This window comes from Erwinia typographi, assembly GCF_000773975.1.
In the GTDB taxonomy this organism is placed as follows: Bacteria; Pseudomonadota; Gammaproteobacteria; order Enterobacterales; family Enterobacteriaceae; genus Erwinia; species Erwinia typographi.
The window spans coordinates 52452-70247 of the sequence record NZ_JRUQ01000039.1 but is presented as its reverse complement, the minus strand read 5'-3'; the positions used below and the strand labels follow the sequence as shown (position 1 = coordinate 70247).

Genomic DNA, 17796 nt, shown 5'->3' with positions numbered 1-17796 from the left:
TTATCATAATGGAAATGCCAGACCGCATTCAGCGTGAAAATCTTCGCCGGATGCATTAGTTTTTTCTATCGTTCAGCGGAGCCGTTTGCTGCTATTTCACCGTGAAAATAGTGCCCCGTCCCTGGGAAACCACTAAAAACCGTATTTTGGCGGGGTGGAGCCCTCTTTAAACGTCTCGGCGGCGGTCACCGCCCCGTAAGCGGTATCGTTTTTATCAAGAATTTTGCCATATTCACCGCTCTGGATCAGATGGTCATAGGCCGCTTTCATCGCCACCAGCAGCTCTCCGGCGTTGGCGTTGCGCGCGATCGCCGTGGCGGTTGGCCCGCCCCCAATTTCACCCGAGGCGTCTAAACCGGTATCCAGTCGAATAGACTCCTGCGCCCCGCCCCGGTTAATTAACACCCCCTCAACCCGGCTGCTGTTCAGCGCCAGCACCGCGTTGTTAATTGATGGGAAGGCGCTCACAATCGGCGGCTTGCCGGAACAGCCGGCTCCGGCGGATTTCAGAGTGGCCAGTTCGGCAGAACCGGCCATCGCGCCCACTTTTTGGCCGCAAATGTCAGTCAGCGCCTTAGGCTGGAAGGCTTTGCCTTTCTTCACCAGGAAGGTGCTGTAGTCCTGCCAGTTGGTGACGAAGTCCGCCACCTGCAGGCGCTCCTTAGTGACGTAAAACTCGCCGTAGGAGATATCAAATTTATTGGCCTGTAAGCCCGTCAGTGCGGCCGAGAAGGGGATCAGGCTGATGTTAGCTTTCAGCCCCATGGTGGCGGCTACCGCCTGTGCCAAATCGACATCCATGCCTTTCAGGCTACCGCCCTCTTTGTAGGCCAGCGGCTTACCGATATCAGGAACGGCGATGCGCAGCTCGCCTGAGTCCTTCAGTGCCTTCGGCAGCATTGCCGCGACATTATCGGCTTTGGTTGCGCCGGTCTGCGCCATGGCATGGCTACCTGCGAGCGCGCCCGTTGCCAGTAAGGCAAGCAGACACAACCCCTTAGAACGACTTGATTTCATACAACTCTCCTCTGGTGAATGCACGTCACGATAAAGGTTTGGAAGAAGTACGCCAGTTTGACAATAAGGTATTACGTGTAATATATTACCCGTTACACACAGCCACTGCAACTGTGCAAATTCACACTCGCACGATCGGCGGCGTGCAGGACAACCCCCTCGTCAGGGCGAGACAATCGTACAAGCAAGCAATTGAGGTGAAACAAGAAAATGGTTAAACCCGATTTTGATGTCATTGTTGTTGGCGGCGGCCCTTCCGGTCTGTCTGCGGCCTGGGAACTCAGAGATAAAAAAATTCTGGTTCTGGAAAAAACGCACCGGCTGGGCGGGCGGCTGTATTCGATGTCCCGTGGCGATTACTGGCTGAACCTGGGTGGCCACCTTTTTCCGCCAGCGGGCTCGCATATGCGTAACATCCTCCACTCCATCGGTTTAGAGGTGATCAAGATCCCCGGCAATAAGTTTGCTATTTGCTGGGGCGGTAAAGTTTACAAGCCGAAAATGGTCTCCGCGCTGCCGCTGACGCTGAACATGACCCTTCGCGAACGCTTCGTCATGGCGACTCGTGGCTTAAAGATTTTGAAAGCGGTAAAGGGCTGGCAACAGGCGATGGCGCCCGTCTATGGCGAGAACAATCAGCGCCGCCGCGCGCGCGTTGCCAGCTATCTGGCAGACCAGTCTTTCCGCGATTTTATGGGCCCGCTGCCAAAACGCCTTGAAGCGCTGTTTCAGTCAGCCGCCCGCCGGGCAGCCGCCGAGATGGAAGATCAACATGCCGGCGTTGGCGTCTCGCTGTTTGGCGCCGTGTGGGCCGGCAAAGGCGACTCAATGGCGCTGAATCTAAATGGCGGGTCGGGACGTTTTGGCGAAGTGATGATGGAGCTGCTGGGCGATCGCGTGCGCTATCACACCAGCGTGAAATCCGTCAGCAAAACCGGCGATCTGGTTACCGTAGTCTATGAAAGTGAAGGTCAGGAACAGGTTGTTACCGCTGCGGAAGTGATCATCGCAGTGCCCGCTTATCAGGCCTCAGATATTGTCAAAGAGATCCCGGACGATGTCCGTCAGACGCTGCAAGCCGTGCAGTACGGTCCCTTCCCGACAATGGGGATCATTACCGATGAGCCAGGCCCGATGCCGTATGATGATATTTATGCGATTACCACGCCGGACGCGTCCTTTGATATGTTCTTCAACCACGCCAACCCACTGCGCACCACCGGACAGCGCAAGCCGGGCGGCAGTCTGATGGTCTATTCCGGCGGTGAACCGGCGCGTCAGATGCTGAAGTTAACCGATGACGAGATCCGCGACCGCTATCTGGCGGACGTCTACAAAATGTTCCCCACCTTACAGGGCCACGTTAAAGAGACGATTGTGCAGCGCTGGACGCCGGGCAACACCTATCGCCCTGCCGGTTTTGATTTCCAGCCGATGCTCAGCTATTGCGAACGTAATGATGTGAATATTCATTTTGCCGGCGATTACTTTGCCGAAATTGGCAACATGGAGATCGCGACCGGCTCCGGCCATGAAGCGGCACGCCGCGCGCGCGTTCACCTCAGCGGTCAGGAGCAGAAATGGACGCCGCTGAAAGTGGTTGAACGCAAAACCGCGCCTTTTAAGGAGCAGGCATAAGCCCGGTTTTTCTCCGGCTAACCGGCGTTACCAGCAGCATGACCAGGGGGGATCGCAAGCCCCCAGTTGCACGGATGAACAAAGGGGAATTCGCTGAGAATTCCCCTTTAGTTTGCCCACAAAAAAGGGCGGTTCACCATGAACCGCCCTTCTGTTTTACTGGCCGCCGTTACGCGGCCCGTTCCATACCGCTTTTGCAGCGTTGCACTGCGCCCGGCAGCTGGCTCCATTCGTCGTACCAGCGGTCAAACAGACTTAACTGTTTCTCCACATATCCGCGCTGGCTGTCGCTCAATACATCGGACTGATTAAAGTGCAGCGCATACTCTTTGTCGCCGCGCAGCACCATCATGTATTTGAAAAACAGCACCAAATCAGGACCGGCATCGAACGAGGAGAGGATACCCAGGGCCTGTTCCAGCTCCTGGGCGCGCAGGCGCGCGTCGCTGTCGCCTTCTGCCGCCGCCTGTGAAAGCTTGCACAGATGCAGCACTTCAAACGGCAAGACATTGCCGATGCCGGTAATTGCGCCGGTTGCGCCACAGTTGACAAAACCGTGCACCACCGCGGTGTCCACCCCCACCATCAGCGTGACATCGTCGTCGCGGCTGGTGATGTTTTCAGCGGCATAGCGCAGATCGTCAAAGCCGCCGAACTCTTTAAAGCCAACCAGATTCGGATGTTCGCTGCGCAGAGTGAAGAACAGATCGGCGCGGGTGGCAAAGCCGTAATACGGGCTGTTATAGATCACCGCAGGCAGATCCGGCGCGGCAGTCAGAATAGCTTTGAAGTGCTCTTTCTGAGCGGCAATGACCGAACCGCGTGACAGCACGCGTGGGATAACCATCAGGCCTTTCGCCCCAACCTTCTGCGCGTGCGCCGCGTGCGCCACTGCCGTAGCCGTGTTGACTGCGCCAGTGCCGACAATCACCGGAATACCGGCCTTGACCAGCCGCTCGACGCCTTCCATACGCTGAGCATCGGTCAGCAGAGGCCAGTCGCCCATCGAACCGCAGTACACCACCGCCGACATGCCGCTGGCGATCAGCTGTTTGGCTTTGCGCACCAGCGAATCGAAATCAGGTTGCCTGCCCTCATCGCACGGCGTCATTAACGCCGGGATAACGCCGGAAAAAATTTTTGCTTTCATAGCACTTCTCCCATCCCGTTCAGTGAAATCAGGCAACCGCGGATTGCCGTAATTGAAATTATTGGCGCGCCGCGCCAGTGAGTAAGGCCGGGTCAAGCGCAGCCAGCGTCTGACGCAGGACTTCTTTCTGCGCGGCGCTGTACTGTGGAATCGGCGCGCGCACTGGCCCAACGCGCAGGCCCAGCAGTTCACAGGCGGCCTTGATACCGCTGTTGTAACGGCCGGAACCCAGCAGGAAGACCAGCGGGTAGATTTGTCGCCAGATATCCACCACCGTCTGGTCATCGCCCTTCTCTACCGCACGCTGCATAGTGGCCAGCGCAGGCGCCATAAAGTTACCGGTGCCCATCACCATACCCGGCGCTTTCATCAGCATGGCTGGCAGCATCAGCACGTCTTCACCGTTGAAGAAGGTGATGTCGTTGCGATGTTCCATCAGCAGCGAATTCATCTGCATAATGTTGGCGGAGGAGTCTTTGACATATTTCACCTGCGGGATCTCGCGCGCCAGCTTCAGCAGGAAATCAACATCCAGATGCAGACCGGTCGCCGGCGGGAAGTTGTAGGCGCAGACAGGCAGATCGGTGGCGGCAGCAACGTCGGCGTAGTAGGAAAAGGCTTCGTCGAAGCCGATCGGCTCATAGTAAGGCGTCGCCAGCATCAGAGCCGTAGCCCCGGCGCTTTCAGCGTGCCTGGCAAAAGTCACGGCTTCACGCGATGACGTTGCGCCAACGTGTGCCAGCACCGTGGCGCGGCCCGCGGACTGTTCGCAGACAATCTCCACCAGCTTCAGGCGCTCCTGATGCGACAGAACGGAAAATTCTCCCGTACCGCCCGCAGGAACAAAGCCGTCTACGCCATCGGCGATGTTTTGGTCCACAAGCTTGCGCAGCGCCTTTTCATCAATCTGTTCACCATCAGCAGTGAACGGCGTGACGATGGCGGAAAGTACACCTTTAAGGGTCATTGTGCTGAATCTCCATTAATGTATGTCAGAGCGGCGGAAAACCATCAGCCAGTTCATCATCTGAATCAGCTGCGATAGTCAGGAATCCGTTGATGTAAGCGCGCCCGGTGAGCGCAGGGGTAATAAAGCAGCGTTGTCCGCTGTTACGCAGCCGTTCGGCGGTGACGGTAAAGGTTGAGCCGATAATGCTCTCAGTGGTCACCACCTCATCCGGCCGTACGTGGCCTTCCGTCACCAGTTTGGCGAACAGCGCGCTGGTGCCGGTGCCGCAGGGCGAGCGGTCAATGACCCCCGGCGGCGCCACCACCACAATTTTGGCGCGCAGCGGCTGCGCCGGGTCGTAGTCATAAAACAGGACCTGATAGACATCCAGCGTGGCGTTATCCAGCGGATCGCGCACGCCGTTTCGCGTGTAGGCGGCACGCAGCTGCCGGGCGAATTGCACAATCTCGGTCGCGCTATCGCGCGTTAGCGCCAGGCCGATTTTTCTGGCATCCACCGAAATATAGTAATCGCCGCCATAGAGCAGCTCGACCGGAATGCCTCGCCCGTCAACCTCGCAGGTGGACTGGCTGACTACAAAAGACTCTACGTTGACCAGCGTCACGGTGGTGAATCTGTCGCCTTCGCGCCTTGCGGTTATGCCAATCGCTCCCGCAGGGGTGCGAACGCGAAACGAGGTGCGGCAGGGATCGTCGCGCCACAGGTCAGGGAGCAGATTCAGCTCAACGATCGTTGATGCAAAGCCAATCATGCAGTGGCCGCACATCGGCGGATAAGACCCCGGTTCAAGGAACACGGCGCCAATATCGCAATCATCTTCTGGCGTAAAGACGGGCAGGACCGCGCAGGTCAGTCCTCCGCCACGCGGCTCGTGCACCAGACGACGGCGCCAGCGATCGTCGTGCTCGCGCAACCATCTGCGCGCACCGTCCACCGTTGACGCTTGTGCAGGCAGATCGATGCCGGATAAGACGATGCGGGTTGGATTGCCGCCGGTGTGTGAATCCACCGCCAGTATCGTTTGACGATCGGCCCGCTGGAGCCAGTCAATAGCGCTGGCGGGCAGTGAAAAGCCGCTCATCACTTTTCCACCCGGAACAGAGCCGGGCCGAGGGTATGGATATCGACCTCAATGCCCAGTCCGGGGGCTTCAGGCGCTTTACCCCGGCCACGCACCGAGCGCGGCTGGTAGCCAGCAACGTGTTCGAGCGTCCAGTCATTAAAAAATGAGGCGTGCATCAGCGCATCAGCGCGAGTGCTGGCAGCTACGTGGGCCACTGCCGCGCTGGTCAGATCGCCCCCCCACACGTCTTCAATACAGATCGTCATGCCGAGCTCCTGAGCCTGATCGCGCATACGCACGGCCCCGGTGATCCCTCCGACGCGCGCCAGCTTAATGTTGACGGACACCGCGCCCGCATCATATTTCGCACGATAGAGCTCTGCGGCATTGACCACCGATTCGTCCATCACCAGCGGCAGCGAACTCATGCGCTGCACCAGTGCGCAATCAGCGGTATCGCGGCAGGGTTGTTCAATAAAGATGTTCAATCCAGCCAGCTCGCGCACGGCAATCACCGCCGACTGGAGGTTCCAGCCCCCGTTGGCATCCGCCACGATCACCACATCTTTAGAGCAGGCTTCAACCACGCTGCGGGTGCGGGCGGCGTCGTCATAAGGGTCGTTGCCGACCTTCAGCTGAAAGCGGCTGATCCCGGCTTCGCTGCGCATACGGACAAATGCCGCCATGTCGGCGGGCGACGCCAGCGGTACCGCCTCATACAGCGGAAAATCCGGCTGGGCAATGCCGCCAATCAGACGCGCGATCGGCAACCCGGCCACTTTGCCCAACAGATCCCAGCAGGCGATATCAATAGCGCTTTTGGCGCTGTTCTGTCCGAGCAGTGAGCGATCCATCAGCTGATGGATCGCCACCAGATTAGTCGGGTCTTCGCCAATTAATGACGGCGCCATAACCCGGACAGCTTCCCGCGTCCCTTCCGCGAAGGCCGGTAAATAAGTGCCGCCCAGCGTGCAGCTTTCGCCCCAACCTTCCACGCCCTCATCGGTCAGGATACGGACCAGCGTGGAGTGCTGGCGCTGCGCGGCACGTCCGCCCGACATCACATATTCACCGTGCGCATAGGTCAGTTGGTGTCCATAAACTTCAATTGCCGTGATCTTCATGGGTCCGCTCATGTTGGTGATTGGTTATGGGTAATATATTACATTCAACTTTAAGGCTGTCAATGCGCTTTTTTCCGCCAGCCGGTTTCAGGAGAACAGCGCCGCCAGATGGGGGTTAAGAAAGCGATTGTGTGGATCGAACTGCCGACGGATTTGCAGAAAACGCGCATAGTCAGGGTAAAGCGCGGCGACGCGCTGACCATCGAGAAAATGCAGTTTTCCCCAGTGCGGCCTTGCTGCCAGCGGCTGTAGCGTGCGATCGACGGCCTGCAAAAACGGCGTGTAGTCGCGGCCAATCTCGCCCGATACCGAAATGGAGGTGCTGTCGCGCCCGCTTTGCGGCGAAAGAAAACCGCGATCGGCCTTTTGCCAGCGCACCTGTAGCGGCGAAATCTCCTCCGGGAACTGTTTCAGCATCAGGTGCTGCATCCGCGCCACCGCTTCCCGCGCGTCATCGGCCGCCACCATATATTCAAGTTCATGAAACTCGGCATCGGTGGTGCCATCGGGATAGATGCGATAAGCGCGATCGGTGCGCTGGTTGAGCGTCCCTTCAGGGCGATCGTTTTCGCCGACCGGCACTTCGCGCAGCAGTTTGACGAAACAGTGATCGGCAGGCACATCGCCCAGTCGGTACATAGCGGCCGACCTCGCCGTCGGCATCCACCAGAATGAGAAGTGGCGATAGTTTTCAAGAAAATAATCCCACTGACGTAACACCTCTTGCATTGGCAGGATGACATTTTCTTCTTTCAGCCTGTAAGCTGGCACCAGCTGCAATCCGACGCGCAGTACCGGCCCCAGCATCCCGAGCGACACCTGAGCCGCGTTGAGAAAATCTTCACTGCGCGCATCAATATCGACCACCTCGCCAAGGCCGTTGATCACGCGCAACGAGGTCACGCGTGAAGAGAGCGAGCCGAAGGCGATACCAGAACCCTTGGTGCCGGTGGCGATCGCCCCGGCAATGGATTGCGCGTCAATATCACCCTGGTTTTCAATTGACAGGCCCTGTTGCCACAGCGGTTCTCCCAGCGCAGCGAGGGGTGAACCGCCAGCGACAGTGGCCTGCCGTTGTCCATGGTCCACACTGATTACGCCGCTGAACGCGGAGAGATCGAGCAGCAGACTGTCGGTTTGCACCACTGGCGTGAACGAATGTCCGCTGCCGGCGACCCGCACGCTGTTCCCCTGGCGCAATGCCCGGCGCACCAGCTCGACGGCCTGCTCTTCGCTGGCTGGTTTTGCGAATTGCGCCGCACTAAACGACTGATTTTTACCCCAGTTTGTCCAGGTAAATGTCGCCATGATCACCCTCCTCCAATTTGTTCGTGATTGAACTTGACGGATAAAATCTAAACACACATTATGTGTTAACGGCTATCGGTTATCGATTACCGCACAGTCTCACATACATTCACAGCGAGTTTCAAGCATGTTTAGGGGAACGAAAGTGACACAAACACAATTGTTAAATCGGCAGATAATGAGAGACAAAAACGAAATGGAAGCTAAACCCGTTGTGCCGTTGAAACATCATGGGCGCTGGGTCGCCGCCATTTTGATCCTCGTCATTGCCGCCGGTTTAGTGGTGTCGATGGTGACGAATCCTCGCTTCCACTGGTCGGTGGTCGCGCAGTATTTATTCGACGACTCCATTCTCTCCGGCTTGATGGCGACGGTCTGGCTGACATTGGGCGCAATGGCGATTGGCATGGTGCTTGGCACCCTGCTGGCGCTGATGCGGATGTCGAAAAATCCGGTGCTGAACAGCATCGCTTTCGCCTATCTGTGGGCATTTCGCGGCACGCCGCTGCTGGTGCAGCTGATTTTCTGGTTTAACCTGTCGGCGCTTTATCCCGAAATCACCCTTGGCTTTCCGATTGGGCCCAATCTCGGGGTATTCGACGCCAACCAGTTCATCACCGTTTACGTTGCCGCGCTGCTAGGCCTGGGCCTGAATGAGGGCGCCTATATGTCGGAGATCGTCCGCGCGGGCCTCAACTCGGTGCCGAATGGTCAGCGTGAAGCGGCTGAAGCGCTGGGGATGTCAGGGGGCCGCGTAATGATGAAAATCATTCTGCCGCAGGCTATGCGCATCATTATTCCCCCTACCGGCAATCAGCTGATCGGCATGTTAAAAACCACCTCGCTGGTGAGCGTTATCGCCTTACAGGAGTTGCTTTACTCCGCCCAGCTTATCTACACCGCCAACTTCCAGACCATTCCTTTACTGATCGTCGCGTCGATTTGGTATCTGCTGCTGACTTCGGTGCTTTCGGTGTTACAGCATTACGTCGAGCGCTATTTCGCCCGCAGTGAGCACAGCTCTCTGGCCGCCTCCACCGAGGCCAAACCCGAAGATGAAACGCTAAGGAGCGCATAATGATGTCTTTTACTTCTTATCCTCCCTCGCAACACGCAGTGGTGGCACGCGGTGTGGAAAAATCCTTCGGTCACTTGCCGGTACTGCGCGGTATCGATCTGACGGTGGAATATGGCAACGTCTGCTGCATCCTTGGCCCCTCGGGTTCAGGTAAAAGCACCTTTTTGCGCTGCATGAACCATCTGGAGCGCATCGAAAAAGGCCTGTTGCAGGTGGGTGGCGAAACCGTCGGCTATCGCGAACACCACGGGAAACTGTATGAAATGAAAAAATCCGAAGTGGCGCGCCAGCGTGCCGACATCGGCATGGTATTCCAGGGGTTCAATCTGTTTCCGCATATGACGGTGCTTGAGAACATCATCGAAGCGCCAATGCACGTCAAAAAAGTCCGTAAAGCCCAGGCGACCTCCGATGCGATGAACCTGCTGGCGAAAGTCGGACTGACCGCCAAAGCCAACGCCTATCCCCGTACCCTTTCCGGCGGCCAGCAGCAGCGCGTGGCGATTGCCCGGGCGCTGGCGATGAAACCCAAACTGATGCTGTTTGATGAGCCCACCTCCGCCCTCGACCCCGAGCTGGTAGGCGAGGTGTTGAGCGTCATGCGCTCGCTGGCCTCGGAGGGCATGACGATGATCGTTGTCACGCACGAGCTGGGCTTCGCCCGCGAAGTGTCCGACAAGGTGGTCTTTATGGACAACGGCATCGTCGTTGAACAGGGCAGCCCGCACGAATTTTTCAACAATACCCAAAACGAACGTGCCAAAGCCTTTCTTGGCAAAGTTCTGTAACCGAACGTTCACGGAGAAACTATGACTTCCTTACCCGAAACGGTGCGTACTCAGGCATTTATTAATGGCCGGTTTACTGACGCTGAGCAGAAACAGGTTTTTGATAATTTCAATCCGGCTACCGGCAAATTACTCAACAAGATTGCGGCCTGCTCAGCAGCAGACGTCGATAAGGCGGTCAGCGCAGCGCGTGAAGCATTTAATCGCGGCGTATGGAGCAAAATGGAGCCGCGCGAACGCAAGCGCATCCTGCTGAAATTTGCCAGCCTGATTGAGCAACACACGCCGGAGCTGGCGCTGCTGGACTCGATTGATGCCGGCAAGCCGCTCACCGACTGTGAAAGTTTCGACCTGCCGGACGTGGTGAATAACGTGCGCTGGTACGCTGAGGCCATCGATAAAGTGTTCGGCAAAGTGTCGCCGACCGGTGAAGGTCAGCTCGGGCTTATCGTCCGTGAACCGGTTGGCGTGGTCGGCATGGTACTGCCGTGGAATTTCCCGGCGGCCACCCTGTCGTGGAAAATCTCTCCGGCGCTGGCGGCGGGTAACTCGCTGGTGATCAAACCCGCCGAGCTGGCGTCGCTCTCCACCTTGCGCATCGCCGAACTCTCGCTGGAAGCTGGCATTCCAGCCGGGGTCGTTAACGTGGTGCCGGGTTTAGGACATATCGCCGGAAAAGCACTCGGCCTGCATAACGATGTGGATGCCCTCACCTTCACCGGATCCACCGAGATTGGCCGTCAGTTCCTGCGCTATGCTGCCGACAGCAACCTGAAAAAAGTGGTGCTGGAGTGCGGCGGCAAGAGTCCGCAAATCGTCATGCCGGACGTGGCGGAAGATCTCGACGCCATCGCGGAAAACCTGGCGAACGCCGCGTTCTGGAACATGGGGCAAAACTGCACCTGCGGCTCACGCATTCTGGTGCACCGCTCGATTAAAGACGCCTTCCTTCAGGCCTTTATTCGCGCGGCCCAGGTCTGGCAAACCGGCGACCCCACCGACCGCAGCACCCGCCTTGGCCCGTTGATTGAGCCTTCAGCCCTGACGCGGGTACTGGCCGCTATCGACGCGGCAAAACAGGCTGGCGCCAGCGTGGTGCTGGGCGGTAATCAGGTGCGGCAGGAGAGCGGCGGCCTGTTTATTGAAGCCACCGTCATTGATAACGTCACGCCAGAGATGGCGCTGGCGCGTGATGAAATTTTCGGCCCGGTAGTGGCGATCCTCAGCTTCGACAGCGAACAACAGGCGATTCAGATCGCTAACGACTCTTCTTATGGCTTAGCGGCAACGGTGTTTGCGCGTGATATCAACGTTGCGGTGCGCATGGCGCGTCAGATACAGGCGGGCACCGTGGCGGTTAACGGCTACGGCGAAGGGGATATCACCACGCCGTTTGGCGGCATGAAAACGTCAGGCTTTGGCGGTTATGACAAAGGCATTGAGGCCTTTGATCAATACACACAGCTGAAGACCATCTGGGTTTCCCTCTCCTGATCACTCCCCAAAGCGACGGGATCGCCGTCGCTTTTGCAAAAGGTTGTACCATGAATATCCTTGGTGAAAACTTCATTAACGGCGAACGTAGCAAACAAGGCAGCCTCACGCTGAAGAGCGTTGACGCACACAGCGGCGAAGCGCTGCCGTGGACGTTTTATCAGGCAACGGAACGCGAAGCGGATTTGGCCTGTCGGGCCGCTGAACAGGCATTTCCCCTCTTTCACACTACCTCGCCGGCGCAGCGCGCCCTGTTTTTAGAGGCGATTGCTGACGAGCTGGACGCCACCGGCGACGACTTTATTCAGCTGGTGATGCGCGAAACGGCGCTGCCGGAAGGACGCATTCGCGGCGAGCGTGGCCGCACCAGCGGCCAGATGCGCTTATTCGCTAGCGTATTGCGACGCGGAGATTTTCTCGGCGCCCGCATTGATACCGCCCTGCCAGAACGCACGCCGCTGCCTCGCCCGGATCTCCGTCAGATGCAGCGCGCGGTTGGGCCGGTAGCGGTATTTGGCGCCAGCAACTTTCCGCTCGCCTTCTCCACGGCCGGTGGTGATACGGCCTCGGCGCTGGCCGCGGGTTGTCCGGTAGTGATGAAGGCGCACGGCGGTCACATGGCTACCGCCGACTGCGTGGCTAACGTCATCGTCCAGGCGGCGCGCAAAACCGGTATGCCTGCGGGCGTGTTCAATATGATCTTCGGCAACAGCATTGGCCAGGCGCTGGTGCGCCATCCGGCTATTCAGGCGGTAGGCTTTACCGGTTCGCTGAAGGGGGGGCGAGCGTTGTGCGATATCGCGGCGGCCCGCCCCGATCCGATCCCGGTGTTTGCCGAAATGAGCAGCATCAACCCGATGATCCTACTGCCGGACGCGCTGGCGGTGCGCGGCGAGAAAATCGCCCGCGAGCTGACCGACTCGGTGGTGGCCGGTTGCGGCCAGTTTTGTACCAATCCCGGACTGATCGTCGGCATCGATTCGCCCGACTATCGCACTTTCTTACGGCAGATGGCGCAAAACATCAGCCAGAGTCCTCCGCAGACCATGCTGAATCGCGGCGTGCTCAGCAGCTATGAAAAAGGGCTGGCGGCGTTGCGAGAGCATGGCGGCATACGTCATCTCGCCGGACAATCCCAGCAGGGAACTCAGGCCGTTCCGCAGCTGTTTGAGGCGCAGGCCGGACTGCTGATTAATGGCGACCCCTTGCTACAGGAAGAAGTGTTTGGCCCGGTGACGATCGCCATCTCCGTTGCCGATAAAGCGGAATTGTCCAGCGCGCTGAGCGGGTTACGAGGTCAGCTAACGGCCACGTTACTGGCTGAGGAGAGTGATTTACCCAACTTCGCCACGCTGGTTCCCCTGCTGGAGCGCAAGGCCGGTCGTCTGTTATTGAACGGTTACCCCACCGGCGTGGAAGTCAGTGATGCGATGGTGCACGGCGGTCCGTGGCCAGCCACTTCCGATGCACGCGGCACCTCGGTAGGAACGCTAGCCATTGAACGTTTTTTGCGGCCTGTCTGTTATCAAAACTATGCGCCCGCTTTGCTGCCTGACGCGCTGAAAGATGAGAACCCGCTCAATCTGCTGCGCCTTGTTAATGGCGTACACACGCGCGACAGCCTTGCATCATGACGTTCTGAAAGGTAAACCCGGCAATGGAATGCCGGTGAATGTAAGCCAGGCCACAGGAAGGCAACCGTTATCAGCACTAGCGTAAGATTCTCGCGGGCCACCACCGGGCACCGCCCGGCGTGGCTCAGACGGACTATTCGGCGAGGTAAACGGGGGGTTTGGCGTCGCTACCGTAAGCCACACCGAAACCTTCAGCGAAGGGGTCCTGAGGATCGAGCAGGAACGTCGACTGCGCGATAATATGGGCGCGTCCGCGTATGGCTGGAATAATAGCCTGAACAGTGTTTAACACTGTCGTATCCGCAATCGTGCCTTCGAAGACGGAGCCGATAATGCTCTCATGCAAAAACTTCTCACCTTTATCCTGCTGACCACGATAGTAGCGCTGGGCCATTCTCGCCGAGGTTCCCGTGCCGCCGGGGGAACGATCCACCCCCGATTCGCCGAAGAACACCAGATTGCGATAGCTACCGCTGCTGTTCTGCTCTTCGGTGAAGATCACCATCGGCACATGAAACGGCTGGCCAGTAGCGGGATCGGGAATATTCAGCGTGTCGTTGACGCTGTTGCGGATGGCGCGCCCGGCCATAACTAACTTCTCGGCAAACGCTGGCTGAACCTCCAGTCCCAGACTGGAAGCCGCGACCAGCGCGTAATAATTGCCGCCGAAGACGATATCCACGGTGACGGAGCCAAATTCAGGGATGTCCAGCGTCCGTGCGGCCGCCACCATATAAGAGGCGACGTTGTGGATAGTGACCCCTTTCACCACGCCGTCGGTGACTTCAACCTGAGCAGTGACCAGCCCCGCCGGGGTATCAAATGAAATAGTGGTGACCGGCTCGCTAACCTCAACATAGCCATTTTCAACCATTACCGTTGCCGCGCCAATGGTCCCTGCGCCGCACATCAACGGCCATCCGCCGGTTTCAATAAAGACAATGCCGATGTCAGCCCGGGGATCGCAAGGCTGCATCAGGATGCTGCCGCACATCTCCGAGCTGCCCCGCGGCTCATACATCAGCAGCTTTCTGATCTCGTCGTGATGTTCCATCAGCCAGCTGCGTTTTTCACTGACAGAAGAGCCAGGCGCTGGCGCAACGCCGCCCACCACCACCCTGGCAGGCGCACCCGCGCTGTGAGCATCTATCACGGAATAATGAACCATTGATTTCATGCTGAGTCCTTACTGGCTAAAAAGGCGGGGCGCTGCGCGTCGGCGGCATAGCCAACGCCAAATCCCTGCTGGAAAGGGTCTTCCGGATCGACGAAAAAGTTACGTAGCGCGATCAAAAAAGCGCGCCCTTTGATCAGAGGAGTCACCATCTGATAGCCAGCCACGCTCTCCACGCCGGTGAGTTTGCCTTCGAAACAGGAGCCGATAATGCTCTCGTGCAAAAATGGCTCATCCAGCGCTAGTTCACCGCGCGCATAGCGCTGCGCCATCCTTGCTGAGGTGCCGGTGCCGCCGGGAGAACGATCCACCCCGGCTTCGCCAAACAGCACCAGATTCCGGTGGACGCCGGGCCTTGAGCCTGGTCCGGTGAAAATGACGTTGGGAATGGAGGACGGCGTCGCTTGCAGGGGGTGCTGGACAGTGACCGTCGCGTTGGCGGCGTCCCTCACTTTGCGCCCCACCGACACCAGCTGTTCAGCAAATGCCGGAGCCACCTCCAGGTTAAACCGGTCGGCAGGAACAATCACATAAAAATTGCCGCCATAGGCAATATCAACATTGACCGCGCCATGCTCTGCTAAATCGAGCGGATGATCTTTTATCGCCAGGAAGGAAGGCACGTTATAAAGCGAGACGCTTTCGACACTGCCCTCTTTGATGATCACATGCGCGGTGACCAAGCCTGCGGGGGTATCGAAGACGATGGTCGTTTCCGGCCCGGTCGCTTTGAACATTCCCGTTTCAATTAACGCCGTCGCCGCGCCGATAGTCCCCGCGCCGCACATCGTCAGCCAGCCGCCGCTTTCAATGAAAACAATGCCCACGTCAGCTCGCGGATCGCAGGGTTCCATAATCAGGCTGCCGCTCATCTGGGCGCCGCCACGCGGCTCATACATTAAAAGCTTGCGGACGTGATCGAAGTTAGCGGCCAGATAGTGCCGCTTTTCATTGATGGTGTCGCCTCTGGCCTGCGGAACGCCGCCAATAACCACCCGCGCCTGTGCGCCAGCGGTGTGCATATCAATCACCGAAAAATGATATCGAGAACGCATCTGCTCTCCTTGAGTGATTAAACCACGAATAAAACAGCAGCAGGCAGCCAGAGCCGACGGCTTAACGGACAGGCTAACCTGCTGATTGTTTTATATCTTATAATCCGGCAGCGCATCACCCTGACGGTAGATGGTCGGATTATTGATCGCGCCGTAATCGGTTCCCCAGCGCTTATGGATTTCCTCATATTTACCCGACTTGATCAGATAAACATAGGCAGCCTGAATCGCCTGCGCGAGCTTCGCTGAATCCGCGTTGCGCGCGACGGCAGTAGCGCAGGGACCGCCGCCTACACGACCGGTCGGCACAAAGGGTTGACCTGAAGCGACCAGCGTCAGCCCAACCTCACGGCCGGTCAGGACCGCGTCCGCGCGGTTACTGGACAGGGCCAGCACGGCATCTGCCATTTGCGGGAAGACGCTAACCTGAGGCGCGGCTTTGCCCGCCTGCGCACAGCGCTCTTTGCCGGTTTCCATCGCCGGTACGCCGGAGGAGCCTGCGAGGATCGCTATCTTATGACCACAAACATCAGCGATACTTTCCGGCAGGTATTTGCTGCCCTTATTGACGACAAAGGCGTCGAAGTTACTCCATTCCGTAACAAAATCGGCGACGTCAACCCGATCTTTTCGTACGAAGAACTCCCCCATGCCTATATCGTATTTCTGCGCCTGTAGCCCTAACAAAATACTGGGGAAGTCCATGCCGTGAATATCAGCCTTTAATCCCATCGTCTGTGCAACCGCCGTCACCATCTCTGGGATCATGCCGACATTTTTGCCATCCACAACGAAAGCGAAAGGTTGATATTTGGTCATCGTGGCAACGCGCAGCACGCCCCGTTTCCTGATCGTATCGGGGACAAGCTCAGCGATTTCCGCAACGGGTTCGACGCGGCTCACCTGCCCGGCGGGCATGTTCTGAGCAGAACTGGCGTTGAGAGAGACTCCGCAAAGCATAAGAGCTAAACCTGTCATCAAACCGACATTTATCCGCAAGCGCATTCTGAATCCTCCGGGGAACATGGAATGTAATATATTACACCTTACCGATAAAAGATAACGTACAGCAACATTCTGTCAATGGTTTTTTTCTGCTTATCAGGCACGCCTCGCGCTAAAAACAGTTTGGTTCAAAAACCTCACCATGATGGTGCGCCCTCACCAAAATAGTGCCTGCGATAACGCGCGATAAGCTGCAGTTTTCCCCTGCCTGAATTGAATCAGGTGATTTTTTTTGATTCATTTTTGAATCATTACAATCATAAAACGTGGGGTTTATAAACGGGAACCCCGCCAGGCGTGCGGCAGAACCGCGCCATTTTTGATTCAGATGAATCAAAGCAAAAAAGACATGGCCCATCTGTTGCTACGTATCACAGAGACAACCGAAGGGGTATCGAATGGATCTGCAAACTCTCAACCAGCTCATTAAGACGCGTTACGACTCGCTGCCAAAACGTGAGCAACAGGCGGCAGCCTTTGTGCTGGAACATCCCCATGAAGTGGCCGTAATGTCGATGCGTGAGCTGGCTTCAATGGCCGAATTACCCGCCTCAACAATGACGCGTTTCGCCAAGAGTCTGGGGCTGACTGGGTTTGACCAGCTTCGCTCGGTCTACATTTCTGAGATTCGTGGTCAGGGTCATGCCTATGAATCACGTATGGCTGGCCTGGTCGCCATGAAACAACAGGTGGGCGACAACTCGCTGGCGCTGGATTTGGCTGACACCACGGTTGCGCACATCCAGTCGCTATGCACTCCCCAGCAAATTGAATCCATTGTCAGAGCGGGAAAAATTCTGTCTGCCGCCCGCCGTATTTACTGCCTGGCCCTGCGTTCTTCGTACCCTATTGCCCATCACTTTGCGCACGTCACCAGCTATTTTCACCGTGATGTGCGCCTGGTTGATGGTTCCGGCGAGAGTGGCATCATGACACTGCTGCATGACCTGTCCAATAAAGACGTGTTATTTGTTACCAGCATTTCACCCTATGCCAGAAAGACCATTTCGCTGACGAAATATATGTCTCAACATAAGGTGAAAATTGTCGCCATTACCGATAACGCCAGTTCTCCGGTCGCCAGAATCTCCGACGAAGCCATTGTAGTAAAAAAACAGACGAATTCTTTTTTTGACACGCTAACACCCGCTTTACTAACAACAGAGATATTAATCGCGCTCCTTGCCGCAAATACCCGTGGCGATGTCCGTTCCAAAGTAAAAAATACTGAGGAGAAAATATGGGCATTGGGCGAATGGTTGAAAACCACCTGAGTAACTTACTCCTGCAAAGATAAG

At 57.3% G+C, this 17796-nt stretch carries 15 protein-coding genes; 6 read left to right on the top strand and 9 right to left on the bottom strand.

What is annotated here, in order from left to right; all coding sequences use genetic code 11:
- Nucleotides 1-132 precede the first annotated feature (132 nt).
- Nucleotides 133-1017, bottom strand: a complete 885-nt coding sequence (locus tag NG99_RS13090; RefSeq protein ID WP_084110519.1) for a transporter substrate-binding domain-containing protein — start codon at nucleotides 1015-1017, stop codon at nucleotides 133-135.
- 210 nt (nucleotides 1018-1227) lie between these two features.
- Here NG99_RS13090 and NG99_RS13085 point away from each other — a divergent pair, with 210 nt between their 5' ends.
- Nucleotides 1228-2655 (top strand): NAD(P)/FAD-dependent oxidoreductase, encoded by a 1428-nt coding sequence (locus NG99_RS13085; protein WP_034893383.1) that lies wholly within the window; start codon nucleotides 1228-1230, stop codon nucleotides 2653-2655.
- Nucleotides 2656-2824: 169 nt separating this feature from the next.
- Here the strand turns inward: NG99_RS13085 and NG99_RS13080 are convergent, their stop codons facing one another.
- The 5 genes from NG99_RS13080 to NG99_RS13060 form a co-directional block, all read right to left on the bottom strand.
- Nucleotides 2825-3805, bottom strand: coding sequence for a dihydrodipicolinate synthase family protein (locus tag NG99_RS13080; RefSeq protein ID WP_034893380.1), 981 nt, complete (start codon nucleotides 3803-3805; stop codon nucleotides 2825-2827).
- Between the two features lie 58 nt (nucleotides 3806-3863).
- Nucleotides 3864-4772, bottom strand: coding sequence for a dihydrodipicolinate synthase family protein (locus tag NG99_RS13075; RefSeq protein WP_034893376.1), 909 nt, complete (start codon nucleotides 4770-4772; stop codon nucleotides 3864-3866).
- 25 nt (nucleotides 4773-4797) lie between these two features.
- Nucleotides 4798-5856, bottom strand: a complete 1059-nt coding sequence (locus NG99_RS13070; RefSeq protein WP_034893373.1) for a proline racemase family protein — start codon at nucleotides 5854-5856, stop codon at nucleotides 4798-4800.
- The gene (locus NG99_RS13065; RefSeq protein WP_034893371.1) at nucleotides 5856-6962 is read right to left on the bottom strand and encodes a mandelate racemase/muconate lactonizing enzyme family protein; all 1107 of its coding nucleotides are present in this window, start codon (nucleotides 6960-6962) and stop codon (nucleotides 5856-5858) included. Before NG99_RS13065 ends, NG99_RS13070 begins: the two co-directional genes overlap by 1 nt.
- Before the next feature lie 87 nt (nucleotides 6963-7049).
- Nucleotides 7050-8270, bottom strand: a complete 1221-nt coding sequence (locus NG99_RS13060) for a D-arabinono-1,4-lactone oxidase (protein ID WP_034893366.1) — start codon at nucleotides 8268-8270, stop codon at nucleotides 7050-7052.
- A 178-nt stretch (nucleotides 8271-8448) separates the two neighbouring features.
- Between NG99_RS13060 and NG99_RS13055 the strand changes: the two genes are divergently transcribed.
- Genes NG99_RS13055 through NG99_RS13040 form a run of 4 tightly spaced genes read left to right on the top strand, consistent with a single transcriptional unit; the run spans nucleotide 8449 to nucleotide 13264 of the window.
- Nucleotides 8449-9348, top strand: a complete 900-nt coding sequence (locus tag NG99_RS13055; protein WP_052130695.1) for an amino acid ABC transporter permease — start codon at nucleotides 8449-8451, stop codon at nucleotides 9346-9348.
- Nucleotides 9348-10136 carry an amino acid ABC transporter ATP-binding protein gene (locus tag NG99_RS13050; RefSeq protein ID WP_332308349.1) on the top strand — a complete coding sequence of 263 codons (789 nt, stop codon included), beginning with the start codon at nucleotides 9348-9350 and terminating at the stop codon, nucleotides 10134-10136. The genes NG99_RS13055 and NG99_RS13050 overlap by 1 nt, the downstream gene beginning before the upstream one ends.
- Before the next feature lie 21 nt (nucleotides 10137-10157).
- The gene (locus NG99_RS13045; RefSeq protein ID WP_034893362.1) at nucleotides 10158-11630 is read left to right on the top strand and encodes an aldehyde dehydrogenase; all 1473 of its coding nucleotides are present in this window, start codon (nucleotides 10158-10160) and stop codon (nucleotides 11628-11630) included.
- 50 nt (nucleotides 11631-11680) lie between these two features.
- Nucleotides 11681-13264, top strand: coding sequence for an aldehyde dehydrogenase (NADP(+)) (locus tag NG99_RS13040; protein WP_034893359.1), 1584 nt, complete (start codon nucleotides 11681-11683; stop codon nucleotides 13262-13264).
- A gap of 133 nt (nucleotides 13265-13397) precedes the next feature.
- On the opposite strand, the gene NG99_RS13035 is transcribed toward NG99_RS13040, so the two are convergent.
- From NG99_RS13035 to NG99_RS13025, 3 genes are all read right to left on the bottom strand, one after another.
- Entirely contained in the window at nucleotides 13398-14441 is a 1044-nt protein-coding gene (locus NG99_RS13035; protein ID WP_052130694.1) for a proline racemase family protein, read from the bottom strand.
- Nucleotides 14438-15493 carry a proline racemase family protein gene (locus tag NG99_RS13030; RefSeq protein WP_052130693.1) on the bottom strand — a complete coding sequence of 352 codons (1056 nt, stop codon included), beginning with the start codon at nucleotides 15491-15493 and terminating at the stop codon, nucleotides 14438-14440. Before NG99_RS13030 ends, NG99_RS13035 begins: the two co-directional genes overlap by 4 nt.
- A gap of 90 nt (nucleotides 15494-15583) precedes the next feature.
- Complete coding sequence (locus NG99_RS13025; RefSeq protein ID WP_198138772.1) at nucleotides 15584-16453, bottom strand: transporter substrate-binding domain-containing protein; 870 nt, start codon at nucleotides 16451-16453, stop codon at nucleotides 15584-15586.
- Nucleotides 16454-16896: 443 nt separating this feature from the next.
- Between NG99_RS13025 and NG99_RS13015 the strand changes: the two genes are divergently transcribed.
- Complete coding sequence (locus NG99_RS13015; RefSeq protein WP_034893349.1) at nucleotides 16897-17772, top strand: MurR/RpiR family transcriptional regulator; 876 nt, start codon at nucleotides 16897-16899, stop codon at nucleotides 17770-17772.
- Nucleotides 17773-17796: the final 24 nt, after the last annotated feature.

Coding starts and splice junctions, on each gene's coding strand:
- NG99_RS13090 (WP_084110519.1), bottom strand. CDS start 1,017: ATGAAATCAAGTCGTTCTAAGGGGTTGTGTCTGCTTGCCTTACTGGCA.
- NG99_RS13085 (WP_034893383.1), top strand. CDS start 1,228: ATGGTTAAACCCGATTTTGATGTCATTGTTGTTGGCGGCGGCCCTTCC.
- NG99_RS13080 (WP_034893380.1), bottom strand. CDS start 3,805: ATGAAAGCAAAAATTTTTTCCGGCGTTATCCCGGCGTTAATGACGCCG.
- NG99_RS13075 (WP_034893376.1), bottom strand. CDS start 4,772: ATGACCCTTAAAGGTGTACTTTCCGCCATCGTCACGCCGTTCACTGCT.
- NG99_RS13070 (WP_034893373.1), bottom strand. CDS start 5,856: ATGAGCGGCTTTTCACTGCCCGCCAGCGCTATTGACTGGCTCCAGCGG.
- NG99_RS13065 (WP_034893371.1), bottom strand. CDS start 6,962: ATGAAGATCACGGCAATTGAAGTTTATGGACACCAACTGACCTATGCG.
- NG99_RS13060 (WP_034893366.1), bottom strand. CDS start 8,270: ATGGCGACATTTACCTGGACAAACTGGGGTAAAAATCAGTCGTTTAGT.
- NG99_RS13055 (WP_052130695.1), top strand. CDS start 8,449: ATGAGAGACAAAAACGAAATGGAAGCTAAACCCGTTGTGCCGTTGAAA.
- NG99_RS13050 (WP_332308349.1), top strand. CDS start 9,348: ATGATGTCTTTTACTTCTTATCCTCCCTCGCAACACGCAGTGGTGGCA.
- NG99_RS13045 (WP_034893362.1), top strand. CDS start 10,158: ATGACTTCCTTACCCGAAACGGTGCGTACTCAGGCATTTATTAATGGC.
- NG99_RS13040 (WP_034893359.1), top strand. CDS start 11,681: ATGAATATCCTTGGTGAAAACTTCATTAACGGCGAACGTAGCAAACAA.
- NG99_RS13035 (WP_052130694.1), bottom strand. CDS start 14,441: ATGAAATCAATGGTTCATTATTCCGTGATAGATGCTCACAGCGCGGGT.
- NG99_RS13030 (WP_052130693.1), bottom strand. CDS start 15,493: ATGCGTTCTCGATATCATTTTTCGGTGATTGATATGCACACCGCTGGC.
- NG99_RS13025 (WP_198138772.1), bottom strand. CDS start 16,453: ATGCTTTGCGGAGTCTCTCTCAACGCCAGTTCTGCTCAGAACATGCCC.
- NG99_RS13015 (WP_034893349.1), top strand. CDS start 16,897: ATGGATCTGCAAACTCTCAACCAGCTCATTAAGACGCGTTACGACTCG.